Source organism: Halomonas sp. PAMB 3232 (assembly GCF_031954225.1).
Taxonomy (GTDB): domain Bacteria; phylum Pseudomonadota; class Gammaproteobacteria; order Pseudomonadales; family Halomonadaceae; genus Vreelandella.
Genome location: NZ_CP134865.1, coordinates 2,375,287 through 2,390,395, shown reverse-complemented (window position 1 = coordinate 2,390,395; position 15,109 = coordinate 2,375,287). Strand labels below are relative to the sequence as shown.

The 15,109-nt window shown below is 60.0% G+C and carries 7 protein-coding genes and 2 rRNA genes; 8 read left to right on the top strand and 1 reads right to left on the bottom strand.

Going from position 1 to position 15,109, the window contains the following annotated elements:
* Positions 1-55 precede the first annotated feature (55 nt).
* The 3 genes from pstC to pstB all read left to right on the top strand — a co-directional run bounded on the left by pstC (position 56) and on the right by pstB (position 3,694).
* Complete coding sequence (pstC, locus tag RN346_RS10910) at positions 56-1,435, top strand: phosphate ABC transporter permease subunit PstC (protein ID WP_311958236.1); 1,380 nt, start codon at positions 56-58, stop codon at positions 1,433-1,435.
* 6 nt (positions 1,436-1,441) lie between these two features.
* The gene (gene pstA, locus RN346_RS10905) at positions 1,442-2,800 is read left to right on the top strand and encodes a phosphate ABC transporter permease PstA (RefSeq protein ID WP_311961142.1); all 1,359 of its coding nucleotides are present in this window, start codon (positions 1,442-1,444) and stop codon (positions 2,798-2,800) included.
* Positions 2,801-2,884: 84 nt separating this feature from the next.
* A complete protein-coding gene (gene pstB, locus RN346_RS10900; protein ID WP_252109181.1) occupies positions 2,885-3,694 on the top strand; it encodes a phosphate ABC transporter ATP-binding protein PstB in 810 nt (269 codons plus the stop codon).
* A 75-nt stretch (positions 3,695-3,769) separates the two neighbouring features.
* Here the strand turns inward: pstB and RN346_RS10895 are convergent, their stop codons facing one another.
* Positions 3,770-4,957 (bottom strand): acetyl-CoA C-acyltransferase, encoded by a 1,188-nt coding sequence (locus RN346_RS10895; protein ID WP_311961141.1) that lies wholly within the window; start codon positions 4,955-4,957, stop codon positions 3,770-3,772.
* Positions 4,958-5,344: 387 nt separating this feature from the next.
* On the opposite strand from RN346_RS10895, the gene RN346_RS10890 reads away from it, so the two are divergent.
* From RN346_RS10890 to RN346_RS10870, 5 genes are all read left to right on the top strand, one after another.
* A complete protein-coding gene (locus RN346_RS10890) occupies positions 5,345-7,021 on the top strand; it encodes an AMP-binding protein (RefSeq protein WP_311961140.1) in 1,677 nt (558 codons plus the stop codon).
* 15 nt (positions 7,022-7,036) lie between these two features.
* Positions 7,037-7,804, top strand: a complete 768-nt coding sequence (locus RN346_RS10885) for an SDR family NAD(P)-dependent oxidoreductase (protein ID WP_311961139.1) — start codon at positions 7,037-7,039, stop codon at positions 7,802-7,804.
* Positions 7,805-7,996: 192 nt separating this feature from the next.
* Complete coding sequence (locus tag RN346_RS10880) at positions 7,997-9,805, top strand: acyl-CoA dehydrogenase C-terminal domain-containing protein (protein ID WP_311961138.1); 1,809 nt, start codon at positions 7,997-7,999, stop codon at positions 9,803-9,805.
* A 553-nt stretch (positions 9,806-10,358) separates the two neighbouring features.
* Positions 10,359-11,893 (top strand): 16S ribosomal RNA (locus tag RN346_RS10875).
* A 282-nt stretch (positions 11,894-12,175) separates the two neighbouring features.
* Positions 12,176-15,065 (top strand): 23S ribosomal RNA (locus RN346_RS10870).
* The 16S and 23S rRNA genes sit together here, the layout of an rRNA operon.
* The last annotated feature ends 44 nt before the right edge of the window (positions 15,066-15,109 follow it).

Below are 15,109 nucleotides of genomic sequence, written 5' to 3'. Positions count from 1 at the left end.
TCGAGGCATTCGATGCCGGCGTTTAAACGTAGAAAGTAAAAGGCGAAGACATACCATGAGCAATTTTGCCTTGATCGCCACGCTTTTGATGCTGATGGCCTTGGCATATCACCTGGGGCTGACACGCAGCCGCGCGGTGGCGTCAAGCCGCGACGTGCGACTGCACTCGCGCCCGGGTTATTACGGCGCGCTGGTTGCCCTCTGGTGCGGGCTGCCGGCGCTGGCCATTTTTCTTCTCTGGTCGTTTCTGGCGCCCCAACTGATCGACACGTTGGTCACAGGCCAACTGCCCCCGGAGCTTGTAAGTGGGCTGGGCGACCAGGAAATGCAGACCCTGATGCGACGCATCTCGGCGCTGGCCGACGGGCGCGGTGTGGCCGGCGGCGGGAGCCCGGAAGAGCTTGCCGCGGCGAGTCACATGGCGCGGCTGCAAACGCTTGAAAACATCGCCTTGATCGCGGTGATGGCGGTGCTGGCGGTGGCGGGGCTGGTGCTGGCCCGTCGACGCATTTCACCGACCTGGCGGGCGCGCAACCAGGTCGAGCGGGTCATTACCTTTGCGCTGGCCGCCAGCTCGGCGATCGCTATCCTGACGACGGTCGGCATCGTGTTGTCGATGCTGGGCGAGGCACTGCGCTTTTTCAGTTTCATCCACCCGGCAGACTTCTTCTTCGGCACGGTGTGGAACCCGCGCTTTAGCACCGCTGGTGCGAGCGGGCAGGGCGAGTTCGGTTTGCTGCCGCTTTTGTGGGGCACCCTGATGGTCAGCGCCATCGCGCTTTTGGTCGCCATCCCCGTGGGGCTGATGACGGCCATCTACATGGCAGAGTACGCCTCGCCCTGGCTTCGAAGCATCGCCAAGCCGATCATCGAGATTCTGGCGGGCATTCCCACCATCGTGTACGGCTTTTTCGCGCTGACGATCATCGGCCCGTTTCTGTCGATGCTCGGTGATCTGGTGGGCATCAATATCCGCACTACCAGCGCCATGACCGCCGGCATCGCCATGGGCATCATGATCATTCCGTTCGTCTCGTCGCTGTCCGATGACATCATCACGCAGGTGCCCAAGTCGCTTCGTGACGGCGCGTTGGGCCTTGGCGCGACCAAATCGGAAACCGTGCGCCAGGTGGTGCTGCCTGCGGCACTTCCCGGCATCGTTGGGGCGTTTTTGCTTGCGGCGAGCCGGGCGATCGGCGAGACCATGATCGTGGTGCTGGCGGCGGGCAACAACCCGGTGCTGCACGCCAACCCGTTCGAGGCGGTCTCCACGATCACCGTGACCATCGTCAACCAGCTCACCGGGGACATGGACTTCGCCAGCCCCCAGTCGCTGGTCGCCTTCGCGCTCGGTTTGACGCTGTTCGTGATCACGCTGGGCTTGAACGTCATCGCACTGGTCGTGGTGCGCAAATATCGTCAGCAATACGAGTAGATGCCCATGTCCCTAACGATTGAGCAGCGCCGCCAGCATCGCCTCGAAACGATCGAGAAGTCGCTTTCCAAACGTCACCGTAAGGAGAACACGTTCCGTCGGCTGGGGCTGGTGGCGGTACTGACCGGCATGACCCTGGTGGCCATTCTGTTCGCCAGCATCCTGAGCAAGGGCATTCCCGCCTTCTGGCAGGCCACGCTCTATACCGAGGTGACGTTTGATCCGGACGTCATCGACCTTCCGCCCAAACCCGAGCGCGAAGCGGGCGAGAGCCAGTTCGCCTTCGATGAGCGCATGACCCAGTGGCTGACTCAGGCAGGGCTGGTGAACTGGCAGTCGTTGATCGATACCTCGCTCGAGCAGGCCTTGGGCGAAGAGGTCGAGCCACGCCAGCTTCGCGACCTGCGCGCGCTGGTCGCCTCCGGCGAGCGCTATGCGCTGCGCGACCGCTTCACCGAGGACCCCTCGCTTTTAGGTGAAACCGTGTCGCTCAAGATGCTCGCCAGCGCCGACGTCGACGTGTGGGTGAAGGGCAACATCGACCGGGATCTGCCGGATGCGCGCCTGCAGTTGAGCCCGCAGTCCCGCGCCTGGGTCGATGTACTGCAAGAGCAGGACGTACTGCGTCAGTCCTTTAGCACGTCGCTATTCATGAATACCGACTCGCGAAGCTCGCTCGCCTCGGCAGGGCTTGCCGGTGCCTTCATGGGGTCGCTGTTCATGATGATGGTGGTGATTTCGCTGTCGGTACCGCTGGGGGTATCGAGCGCGATCTATCTCGAGGAGTTCGCGCCCAAAAATCGCCTGACCGATCTCATCGAGATCAACATCAACAACCTGGCCGCGGTACCGTCGATCGTCTTCGGCTTGCTGGGCGCCTCGATCTTCATTGGCTACCTGCGCCTGCCGCTGTCGGCGCCGCTGGTCGGGGGCCTGGTGCTCACGCTGATGACGCTGCCGACGATCATCATCGCCACGCGCGCATCATTACGTTCGATTCCGCCCTCGATTCGCCAGGCCGCGCTGGGTATTGGCGCCTCGCGCGTGCAAACGGTGTTTCACCACGTGCTGCCGCTGGCACTGCCGGGCATTCTCACTGGCTCGATTCTGGGCGTGGCTCAGGCGCTGGGCGAAACGGCGCCGCTTTTGCTGATCGGCATGAACGCGTTCGTGGCCAACGTGCCGGGCTCGCCGATGGATCAGTCCACGGCGCTACCGGTGCAAATCTATCTGTGGCAGGGTAACGAGCTGCGCAATTTCTTCGAGGCGCGCACGTCCGCGGCGATCATCGTGCTGTTGGGCCTGATGCTCAGCCTGAACGCGCTGGCCATCTGGCTGCGTAAAAAATTCGAAACGAGGTGGTAAGTGGATACTTCTACGCACTCTTCTGCGAGCTCTTCTGCGAATTCCGAGTCGACGAATGCCGGGGCGCGCGCACCATCCGGCGCCATGTCCAGCGTCAGCGTCGGTAACGGTGAAAACCGCGTCAGCAAGGCAACAGACAAGGTCAAGCTCAAGGCCGAAGGTGTCAACGTTTTCTACGGCGATACCCAGGCGATCAATGGCATCGATCTGGATATTTACGAAAACGAAGTGTTGGCCTTTATCGGTCCCTCGGGCTGCGGCAAGTCGACGTTTCTGCGCTGTTTGAACCGCATGAACGACACCATCGACATCTGCCGTGTCGAGGGCAAGATCACCCTCGATGAGCGCGATATCTACGCGCCGGATCGCGACGTTGTGCTGCTGCGCGCTCAGGTCGGCATCGTGTTTCAAAAGCCCAACCCGTTCCCGAAGTCGATCTACGAGAACATTGCCTACGGGCCGCGCCTTCATGGGCTTGCCAAGCGCAAGGCGGAACTCGATGACATCGTCGAGAGCAGCCTGCGCCGCGCCGGGCTGTGGGACGAGGTCAAGGATCGGTTGGACAAGCCCGGCACCGGGCTCTCCGGCGGCCAGCAGCAGCGCCTTTGTATCGCGCGCACCGTGGCGGTGAGCCCGGACGTGATCCTGATGGACGAGCCGTGTTCGGCGCTCGACCCCATCGCCACGGCGAAGGTGGAGCAGCTGATCGACGAGCTCAGCGAGAGCTATACCATCGTCATGGTGACTCACAATATGCAGCAGGCCGCGCGCGTGGCCGACCGTACCGCGTTTTTCCACATGGGCGATCTTGCCGAGGTCGACACCACCGACAACATCTTCACCAACCCCCAGGATCAGCGCACCCACGACTACATCACCGGGCGCTTTGGCTAAACACTACCGCTGTTTGGGTCAATAAAAACCCGCATCGAGTCGATGCGGGTTTTTTTCGTGAAAGCTGCCTGATGATCAATCGATCAGCTCGACTGCCACCGCCGTGGCTTCGCCGCCGCCGATACACAGACTCGCCACCCCACGCTTGCCGCCGGTCGTGCGCAGCGCGTGGATCAGTGTCGCGATGATGCGCGAGCCGGTTGAACCCACCGGGTGGCCCTGGGCGCAGGCGCCGCCGAAGACGTTCACTTTGGCGTGATCCAGGCCCAAATCGTCGATCGCCATGAGCGTGACTACCGCGAACGCCTCGTTGATCTCGAAAAGGTCGACGTCATCCACGCTCCAGCCGACCTTTTTCAATAGCGACTCGATCGCCCCCACCGGGGCGATGGTGAACTCGCTCGGGTGGCGCGAGTGGGTGGCGTGGCCGAGCATGCGCGCCAGAGGCTTCACTTTCATGCGCTCGGCGCCTTCGCGGCTTGCCATGATCAGCGCCGACGCGCCGTCGGAAATCGAGCTTGCGTTCGCCGCGGTGATGGTGCCGTCCTTGGCGAACGCCGGGCGCAGGGTACGGATCTTGTCGAGGCGGGCCTGGAAAGGCTGCTCGTCCTTATCGATCACGCTCTCGCCTTGCCGGGTGGTGACCGTCACCGGCGCCATCTCGGCATCCAGAGAGCCGTCTTCATTGGCCTTCATCGCCCGCTCGAGCGAGGCGATAGCAAAGTCATCCAAACGTTCGCGGGTGTAGCCGCGAGCGCTTGCGATCTCCTGAGCGAATACCCCCATCAGCTTGCCGGTTTCGGCATCCTCCAGGCCGTCATAAAACATGTGGTCCTTGAGCTCACCGTGGCCCAGCCGGTAGCCGCTGCGCGCTTTGGTGAGCAGGTGCGGGGCGTTGGACATCGACTCCATCCCGCCGGCCAGCATCACCGAGTTCGTGCCCGCCTTGATCAGATCATGACACAGCATTGCCGCCTTCATCCCCGAGCCACACAGTTTGTTGATGGTGGTGGCGCCGATCGCATCGGGAATGCCGGCCTGGCGCATGGCCTGACGGGCAGGGCCTTGCTTGACGCCGGCGGGCAGCACGCAGCCAAGAATACCCTCCTCGATGGCGTCCGGGGCGATGGCGCACCGCTCTAACGCGGCGCGAATGGCGACCGCCGCCAGTGCCGGCGCGCTCTGGCTTGCAAGGCTGCCGCTCATCGCGCCCATGGGCGTGCGGGTGGCGGATAGAAAGACGATGTCGTTGGCGCTGCTCATGGGAAGTCTCCTGATGGCATTGTTATAAAGACGGCTATAAAGACGGTTGTTAAGACGGCTATCAAGACGATTTTAAAAACGATTGTAAAAACGACTCCAAAAACCACTGATACGGCTGTTGTAGTGATGGTAGCCGTTGAAAAGTATCGCGATGAACAGGTGGCCGCAGCATAAGGTTCACCGTTGGGCGCGACCAACGTCTAACGTCGTTGTAGCGCCGCTCGCTTGCGCTGGCCCGGCAATCCTTTTAGCGTTAGCCAAAGGGCAAGTTTCCGTTAACGTAAACCAATGCCTGCGGAATGCAAGTCTCTTGTTGCACGCTCGATCCCATAGCTTGACCGAATAGCTCGATTCAATAGCTCGATTCAATAACAACAGAGAGCCGCCATGACTCACACTGCTTCACTTCCCGCCTATGCCGACTATCTCGAGCGCTTCTCGACTGACACCGTGATCGAAGGTCTCGATACGCACAAGGATGGCAAGCTCAACGCGTTCGAGGCGTGCTGCGCGCGCCATCTTGAACAGGGACGCGGCGAGACGCTGGCGCTGGTACACGAAGATACTCATCAGCAGGTGCATACGCTCACCTATCGCGAGCTCGACGCCGAAAGTGCGCGGCTGGCCGGCTGGCTACGCGACCAGGGCTTGAAAGAGGGTGACCGCATCGCCTGTATGCTGCCGCGTTCCAAGGCGCTGCTGGTGGCCGTGGTGGCGACCTGGCGCATCGGCGCGGTGTATCAGCCGCTTTTTACTGCTTTTGGGCCGGACGCGGTGGAATACCGTTTGAGCCGCGCCGATACCCAGCTGGTCATCACCGATCACGCCAACCGGCACAAGTTCGACGGCATCGAGCGCTGCCCGCCGGTGCTGGCCGTCGGTGGCCCAACGGATGAGCACTCGGCGGATCTCTACTGGCAAACGGCGCTGGCGCATGCGCCCATGAGCGACGCGCCGCCGCGGCTCGACCCTCAGGCGCCGTTTCTACAGATGTTTACCTCCGGCACCGTGGGCAAGCCCAAGGGCGTGGCGGTGCCGCTCAAGGCGATGGCGGCGTTCGCGCTTTATATGGAGCTTGCGGTGGATCTAAAGCGCGAGGACCGTTTCTGGAACATGGCCGACCCGGGCTGGGCTTACGGGCTTTATTACGCCATCGCCGGGCCGCTGCTACTGGGTGCAACCACGCACTTCTGCGAGGCGGGCTTCAGCGCCGAAGGGGCGCTTGCGTTCATGAAGCGTCACGACATCACCAACTTCGCCGCCGCACCCACCGCCTACCGGCTGATGAAGGCATCAAGCCTGTTCGATGACGCCCATCAGAGTCTCAATCTTCGCGCGGCGAGCTCGGCGGGGGAGCCGCTCAATACCGAGGTCGTTAACTGGGTCGAGAAAGCTTTGGGCTGCGCGGTGATGGACCACTACGGCCAGACCGAAACCGGCATGACCTGCAACTGCCACCACGGCCTCGATCACCCCAAACACGTGGGCGGCATGGGCGTGCCGCTACCGGGTTACCGGCTGGCGATTCTCGACGCCGAGTACAACGAGCTTCCGCCGGGTGAGCCCGGGGTGCTCGCGGTGGATATCGACCACTCCCCCGTGCATTTCTTCCAGGGCTACACCTGGCAGGAGAAGAACCCGTTCGTGAACGGCTACTACCTGACCGGCGACGTCGTGATCAAAAACGAGGACGGCAGCTTTCAGTTCGCCGGGCGCGACGACGATATCATCACCACCGCGGGCTATCGGGTCGGCCCGACCGATGTCGAAAACAGCGTCATGACGCACCCCGGCGTGGCAGAGTCGGCGGCGGTAGGCAAGCCTGACGAGATTCGCGGCGAGATCATCAAATCGTTCGTGGTACTGCGCGAAGGCTTCGAGCCGACCGAAGCGCTGGCCGAAGAGATCCGCACGCTGGTGCGCGAGCGCCTGTCGACTCACGCGTTTCCGCGCGAGATCGAGTTCGTCGACGAGCTGCCAAAAACCCCCAGCGGCAAGATTCAACGTTTCAAGCTGCGCGCTCAGGCGAGCGCCACGTTTGATAATCCCGGCAAAGGGCTTTGATAAAAGGGCTTTAATATGGAAATAAATCAGCGCGCATTTCTGATCACCGGCGCCGCCTCCGGGCTCGGCGCGGCGACCGCCGAGCGGCTTTTGAGCCTTGGCGCAAGCGTGTTGCTGTGCGATGTGAGCGAGCGCGTGCATGAGCAGGCGAAAGCGCTCGGCGAGCGCGCCCGCGCCATGACCGCAGACATCACATCGAGTGAACAGATGGAGAAGGTGATCGAGGCGGCGGTCGCTCTCGGCGGCGAGCAGGGCCTGGCCGGCGTGGTGCACTGCGCCGGGGTGGTGAGCGTGGCCAAGCTGGTCGACCGCGAAGGCCATCCGGCGGATCTCGACGCTTACGCTAAAACGGTTCAGATCAACCTGGTCGCCACCTTCAACGTGATGCGCTTGGCCGCCGCGGCGATGGCGAAGAATGCGCCAACGGCGTCCGGCGAGCGCGGAGTGATCGTCAATACCGCCTCGGTGGCCGCTTTCGACGGCCAGGTGGGGCAGTGTGCTTACAGCGCCTCCAAGGCTGGGGTGGTCGGCATGAGCCTGCCCGCTGCCCGCGAGCTTTCGCGCCACGCGGTGCGCGTCATGGCCATCGCGCCAGGGGTATTCGAAACGCCGATGATGAGCGAGATTCCGCGTGATGCCTATGATGCTCTGGTTGCCGCCGTGCCGTTTCCCAAGCGCCTTGGCCGCGCCGACGAGTTTGCCCAATTGGCCGAGCAGATCATCACCAACCCGATGCTCAACGGCGAGGTAATTCGCCTGGATGGCGGTATTCGCATGCAGTGAGCACGAACCGTTTGCGCCCGCGTTATCTCAAAAAGGGCAAGTGACCGTTCGCTATTCGACTAAAGAGTGCATCTAAGTAGCGGTCAAATTCAAACGCCTGCTTGACGGGCGTGCGGCGTCGCGCTAATTTCAAACAATCGTTTGAAAGCCGCCTTTTTCTATGGCTTTCGGCCACGGTTGAGGAGACCCGCGATGCCCAGCTACCAAGCCCCCCTGCGTGATCTGCGTTTCGTCATGGACGAAATGCTCGACTACCCCGCGCACTACGCCGCGATCGGCAAAGGCGACGACGCCTCATCGGACGTGGTCGGCGCCATTCTGGAGGAGGGCGGGCGCTTCGCCCGTGAGGTGCTGCTACCGCTCAACCAGATCGGCGATGCCGAGGGCTGTACGCGGCTGGAAAACGGCGATGTCAAGGCGCCGGATGGCTTTCGTGCGGCGTACCTGCAGTACGTCGAAGGCGGCTGGCCCGGACTCTCCGCCGAGGTCGAGCACGGCGGCCAGGGACTTCCGCCGTCGCTTGCCATGGCGCTCTCGGAAATGATCTGTGCCAGCAACCTAGCCTGGGGAATGTATCCCGGACTTTCTCACGGCGCCGTCGACGCACTGCGCCACCACGGTACTGACGAGCAGAAATCCACCTATCTCAGCAAACTGGTCGAGGGCGTCTGGACCGGGACGATGTGCCTGACCGAGCCCCACTGCGGCACGGACCTTGGTTTGATCAAGACCCGCGCCGTACCGGCAGAGGGCGGCGCTTATACCGTGACCGGCACCAAAATCTTCATCTCCGCCGGCGAGCACGATCTTGCCGAGAACATCGTGCATCTCGTACTGGCGAAGCTGCCGGACGCCCCGGAAGGCTCGAAAGGCATTTCGCTTTTCCTGGTGCCCAAGTTCCTGCCGAACGCCGAGGGCAACGTCGGCGAGCGTAACGGCGTGGTGTGTGGCTCGCTCGAGCATAAGATGGGCATTCACGGCAACGCCACCTGCGTGATGAACTTCGACGGCGCCACGGGTTATTTGGTCGGCCCGCCCCACAAGGGCCTTGCCTGCATGTTCACCATGATGAACGCCGCGCGCCTCGGCGTCGGTATTCAGGGGCTTGGGTTGATCGAGGCGAGCTTCCAGAACTCGCTCGCCTACGCCCGCGACCGGCTGCAGATGCGCGGGCTCTCCGGCAAGCAAGCCCCGGAAAAGCCCGCCGACCCGATCATTGTGCATCCCGACGTGCGTCGGATGCTGCTGACCCAGAAAGCCTTCGCCGAAGGTGGGCGCATGCTGGTGCTGTACGCGGCGCAGCTGCTCGACCAGGTGGAGCACGCAGCACCGGGTGACGAGCGCGAGCGTGCCGATACGCTGCTGGGGCTTTTGACGCCGATCGTAAAGGCGTTCTTGACCGAGGTGGGATTCGAAAGCACCAACGAAGGTGTCCAGGTCTTTGGTGGTCACGGCTTCATCAAGGAGTGGGGGATGGAGCAGCTGGTGCGCGACGCGCGCATCACGCGTCTTTATGAAGGCACCACCGGCATTCAGGCCCTCGATTTACTGGGCCGTAAGGTGCTGATGAGCCAGGGCGAGTCGCTGAAGGTCTTTACCAAAGAGATTCACAGATTCTGTAAGACCGAAGCCGATAACCCGGCGCTCAAGGAGTTCATCGAGCCGCTTGCCAAACTCAACGCCGAGTGGGGCGAGCTCACCATGGGCGTGGGCATGAAAGCCATGCAGGACCGCGAAGAAGTGGGCGCAGCCAGTGTCGACTATCTGATGTACTCGGGCTATGTGGCGCTGGCTTATCTGTTCGCCCGCGCCGTCAAGAGCGCGGCGACCGGGCTCAACGGTGACGAGGAGGCGTTCTATCAGGCGAAGATCGACACCGCCCGCTTTTACTATCAGCGCCTGCTTCCGCGCACCCGGGCTCACGCCCAAATGATTCAGGCCGGGGCGGCAAGCCTGATGGCGATATCGAGCGAAGACTTCGGTCTGGGCTTCGAAATCTAACGCCGACTACCGGGCGATAACTGATTACCTTCTTGCCGGCAGTTCGATCTGCCGGCTTTTTTGTTTTTGCCTGCTTCTTATAGCGTTTCGTTTGGCTCGCTGAACTTTTTGCACAAACCGCTTGCACTCGCCCGACCAAATCCGTAAAGTACGCATCCGCTGCCGGGGACGCCAAGCGTTTCCAGCGGTGGATGAAGGTGAAAACCTTCGGTTTGTCAGGAAGTTAGAGCACTGTTCGGCAGGTTTGAATGGCTCGCTTCACTCGCTGAAATCAGCGGTTGACAAATTCACCGGAATGCGTAGAATACGCCTTCCTCGACGGGCAAGCGGTTCAGGTCATCGAACGGTTCGTCGAACAGCTCTTTAACAATTTGATCAGGCAATTCATGTGGGCGTTTGCCGATGAGGGTGACAAGTCACCTTATATCAAGGCAGACGAACACAGCGATACCTTTCGAGGTATCACGGTAAATTCGTTTGAACCTTGAGCCAGGATTGATTCGCCTCTGCGTCATGTCGTCGTACATGGGCAGGCAAGAATCACACTGATTTTAAACTGAAGAGTTTGATCATGGCTCAGATTGAACGCTGGCGGCAGGCTTAACACATGCAAGTCGAGCGGCAGCACGGGAAGCTTGCTTCCTGGTGGCGAGCGGCGGACGGGTGAGTAATGCATGGGAATCCACCCGATAGTGGGGGATAACCTGGGGAAACCCAGGCTAATACCGCATACGTCCTACGGGAGAAAGGGGGCTTCGGCTCCCGCTATCGGACGAGCCCATGTCGGATTAGCTAGCTGGTGAGGTAACGGCTCACCAGGGCGACGATCCGTAGCTGGTCTGAGAGGATGATCAGCCACATCGGGACTGAGACACGGCCCGAACTCCTACGGGAGGCAGCAGTGGGGAATATTGGACAATGGGCGCAAGCCTGATCCAGCCATGCCGCGTGTGTGAAGAAGGCCCTCGGGTTGTAAAGCACTTTCAGTGGGGAAGAAGGCCTGCCGGTTAATACCCGTCAGGAAGGACATCACCCACAGAAGAAGCACCGGCTAACTCCGTGCCAGCAGCCGCGGTAATACGGAGGGTGCAAGCGTTAATCGGAATTACTGGGCGTAAAGCGCGCGTAGGTGGCTTGACAAGCCGGTTGTGAAAGCCCCGGGCTCAACCTGGGAACGGCATCCGGAACTGTCAGGCTAGAGTGCAGGAGAGGAAGGTGGAATTCCCGGTGTAGCGGTGAAATGCGTAGAGATCGGGAGGAATACCAGTGGCGAAGGCGGCCTTCTGGACTGACACTGACACTGAGGTGCGAAAGCGTGGGTAGCAAACAGGATTAGATACCCTGGTAGTCCACGCCGTAAACGATGTCGACCAGCCGTTGGGTGCCTTGTGCACCTTGTGGCGAAGTTAACGCGATAAGTCGACCGCCTGGGGAGTACGGCCGCAAGGTTAAAACTCAAATGAATTGACGGGGGCCCGCACAAGCGGTGGAGCATGTGGTTTAATTCGATGCAACGCGAAGAACCTTACCTGCTCTTGACATCCTGCGAACCCGGAAGAGATTCCGGGGTGCCTTCGGGAACGCAGAGACAGGTGCTGCATGGCTGTCGTCAGCTCGTGTTGTGAAATGTTGGGTTAAGTCCCGTAACGAGCGCAACCCTTGTCCCTATTTGCCAGCGCGTAATGGCGGGAACTCTAGGGAGACTGCCGGTGACAAACCGGAGGAAGGTGGGGACGACGTCAAGTCATCATGGCCCTTACGAGCAGGGCTACACACGTGCTACAATGGCCGGTACAAAGGGCAGCGAACTCGCGAGAGCAAGCGAATCCCGAAAAGCCGGTCTCAGTCCGGATCGGAGTCTGCAACTCGACTCCGTGAAGTCGGAATCGCTAGTAATCGTGGATCAGAATGCCACGGTGAATACGTTCCCGGGCCTTGTACACACCGCCCGTCACACCATGGGAGTGGACTGCACCAGAAGTGGTTAGCTTAACCCTCGGGAAAGCGATCACCACGGTGTGGTTCATGACTGGGGTGAAGTCGTAACAAGGTAGCCGTAGGGGAACCTGCGGCTGGATCACCTCCTTAAACGATGCGTCATCCTCGCGGTAAACGTCCACAATGAATTGCCTGATCAGATGCTGTTGATGAGCAGTGACAAGCCAGACGCCACGCGTTGTCTTGTCACTGCTTATGGCAGTCGCTCTTTAACAATGTATATCATGCTGACAGTATCGAATGACGATACGGTGACATGAGCTTTGGCTTTTGTGATCGTGACGTGATCTCGATACGCAATTGTTTTGTGATACGTCTCAAGCGTATCCGGCAATCGTTGTCATTGCGGGCCCGGACTCCTTCGGGTTATAGGGTCAAGCAATGAAGCGCACACGGTGGATGCCTAGGCAGCCAGAGGCGATGAAAGACGTGGAAGCCTGCGATAAGGTTCGGTGAGGTGGCAAACGACCTGTGACCCGAACATCTCTGAATGGGGAAACCCACCGACCACAAGGTCGGTATCGTATCCTGAATACATAGGGGTACGAGGCGAACCGGGGGAACTGAAACATCTAAGTACCCCGAGGAAAAGAAATCAACCGAGATTCCCCCAGTAGCGGCGAGCGAACGGGGACCAGCCCTTAAGTTGTGCAATCGATAGGCGAACAGTCTGGGAAGTCTGACCATAGCGGGTGATAGTCCCGTAGCCGAAATCCGAGCACAGTGAAATCGAGTAGGTCGGGGCACGAGAAACCCTGATTGAAGACGGGGGGACCATCCTCCAAGGCTAAATACTCCTGGCTGACCGATAGTGAACCAGTACCGTGAGGGAAAGGCGAAAAGAACCCCGGCGAGGGGAGTGAAATAGATCCTGAAACCGTGTGCGTACAAGCAGTGGGAGCAGACTTGTTCTGTGACTGCGTACCTTTTGTATAATGGGTCAGCGACTTATATTCAGTGGCGAGCTTAACCGAATAGGGGAGGCGTAGAGAAATCGAGTCTTAACTGGGCGACCAGTCGCTGGATATAGACCCGAAACCGGGCGATCTATCCATGAGCAGGGTGAAGGTTGAGTAACATCAACTGGAGGCCCGAACCAGGATCTGTTGAAAAAGATTTGGATGACTTGTGGATCGGAGTGAAAGGCTAATCAAGCCCGGAGATAGCTGGTTCTCCTCGAAAGCTATTTAGGTAGCGCCTCACGTATCACCACCGGGGGTAGAGCACTGTTTCGGCTAGGGGGTCATCCCGACTTACCAACCCGAGGCAAACTCCGAATACCGGTGAGTGCAGCGTGGGAGACACACGGCGGGTGCTAACGTCCGTCGTGAAAAGGGAAACAACCCGGACCGTCAGCTAAGGTCCCCAAATCCTGGTTAAGTGGGAAACGATGTGGGAAGGCTCAGACAGCCAGGAGGTTGGCTTAGAAGCAGCCATCCTTTAAAGAAAGCGTAATAGCTCACTGGTCGAGTCGGCCTGCGCGGAAGATGTAACGGGGCTAAACCAGGTACCGAAGCTACGGGTGCATCCTTATGGATGCGCGGTAGAGGAGCGTCGTGTACGCCGACGAAGGTGGATCGAGAGGTCTGCTGGAGGTATCACGAGTGCGAATGCTGACATGAGTAACGATAAGGGGAGTGAAAAACTCCCCCGCCGGAAGACCAAGGGTTTCTGTTCGATGCTAATCAGAGCAGAGTGAGTCGGCCCCTAAGGCGAGGCCGAAAGGCGTAGTCGATGGGAAACGGGTCAATATTCCCGTACCGGACATGATTGCGATGGGGGGACGGAGAAGGCTAGGTGAGCCGGGCGCTGGTTGTCCCGGTGAAAGCAGGTAGGCTGAATGCTCAGGCAAATCCGGGCGTTCAAGGCCGAGATGCGAGACGAACGGCCTTTGGGCCGGAAGTCACTGATGCCACGCTTCCAGGAAAAGCCTCTAAGCTTCAGATCATGTGCGACCGTACCCCAAACCGACACAGGTGGTCAGGGTGAGAATCCCAAGGCGCTTGAGAGAACTCGGGTGAAGGAACTAGGCAAAATGGTGCCGTAACTTCGGGAGAAGGCACGCCGGCGTAGGGTGAAGGGACTTGCTCCCCGAGCCTGAACCGGCCGAAGATACCAGGTGGCTGCAACTGTTTAGTAAAAACACAGCACTCTGCCAACGCGCAAGCGGACGTATAGGGTGTGACGCCTGCCCGGTGCCGGAAGGTTAAGTGATGGTGTTAGGATTCGTCCGAAGCTCCTGATCGAAGCCCCGGTAAACGGCGGCCGTAACTATAACGGTCCTAAGGTAGCGAAATTCCTTGTCGGGTAAGTTCCGACCTGCACGAATGGCGTAATGATGGCCACGCTGTCTCCACCCGAGACTCAGTGAAATTGAAATCGCCGTGAAGATGCGGTGTACCCGCGGCTAGACGGAAAGACCCCGTGAACCTTTACTATAGCTTCACACTGGATACTGATGTTGCCTGTGTAGGATAGCCGGGAGGCTAGGAACTCCGGACGCCAGTTCGGAGGGAGCCACCCTTGAAATACCGGCCTGGCATCATTGGTGTTCTCACTCCGACCCGTCATCCGGGTCGAGGACAGTGTGTGGTGGGTAGTTTGACTGGGGCGGTCTCCTCCCAAAGAGTAACGGAGGAGCACGAAGGTACCCTCAGCACGGTCGGACATCGTGCAATGAGTGCAAGAGCATAAGGGTGCTTGACTGCGAGACAGACACGTCGAGCAGGTGCGAAAGCAGGTTCTAGTGATCCGGTGGTTCTGTATGGAAGGGCCATCGCTCAACGGATAAAAGGTACTCCGGGGATAACAGGCTGATACCGCCCAAGAGTTCACATCGACGGCGGTGTTTGGCACCTCGATGTCGGCTCATCACATCCTGGGGCTGAAGTCGGTCCCAAGGGTATGGCTGTTCGCCATTTAAAGTGGTACGCGAGCTGGGTTTAGAACGTCGTGAGACAGTTCGGTCCCTATCTGCCGTGGGCGTTGGATGTTTGAGAAGGGCTGCTCCTAGTACGAGAGGACCGGAGTGGACGCACCTCTGGTGTTCCGGTTGTCACGCCAGTGGCATTGCCGGGTAGCTATGTGCGGACGGGATAACCGCTGAAAGCATCTAAGCGGGAAGCCCCCTTCAAGATGAGACATCCCCGAGGCCTCGAGCCTCCTGAAGGGCCCAGCGAGACCAGCTGGTTGATAGGCACGGTGTGGACGCACCGCAAGGTGTTGAGCTAACGTGTACTAATGGCCCGTGAGGCTTGACCCTATAACACCCAAGGGGTTCGGCCCGCAGTGACAACGAAGCAGGAA

What these genes read in the sequence shown, in the direction of transcription:
- pstC (WP_311958236.1), top strand. Translation starts at nt 56, where the DNA reads ATGAGCAATTTTGCCTTGATCGCCACGCTTTTGATGCTGATGGCCTTG.
- RN346_RS10885 (WP_311961139.1), top strand. Translation starts at nt 7,037, where the DNA reads ATGGAAATAAATCAGCGCGCATTTCTGATCACCGGCGCCGCCTCCGGG.
- RN346_RS10880 (WP_311961138.1), top strand. Translation starts at nt 7,997, where the DNA reads ATGCCCAGCTACCAAGCCCCCCTGCGTGATCTGCGTTTCGTCATGGAC.
- pstB (WP_252109181.1), top strand. Translation starts at nt 2,885, where the DNA reads ATGTCCAGCGTCAGCGTCGGTAACGGTGAAAACCGCGTCAGCAAGGCA.
- RN346_RS10895 (WP_311961141.1), bottom strand. Translation starts at nt 4,957, where the DNA reads ATGAGCAGCGCCAACGACATCGTCTTTCTATCCGCCACCCGCACGCCC.
- pstA (WP_311961142.1), top strand. Translation starts at nt 1,442, where the DNA reads ATGTCCCTAACGATTGAGCAGCGCCGCCAGCATCGCCTCGAAACGATC.
- RN346_RS10890 (WP_311961140.1), top strand. Translation starts at nt 5,345, where the DNA reads ATGACTCACACTGCTTCACTTCCCGCCTATGCCGACTATCTCGAGCGC.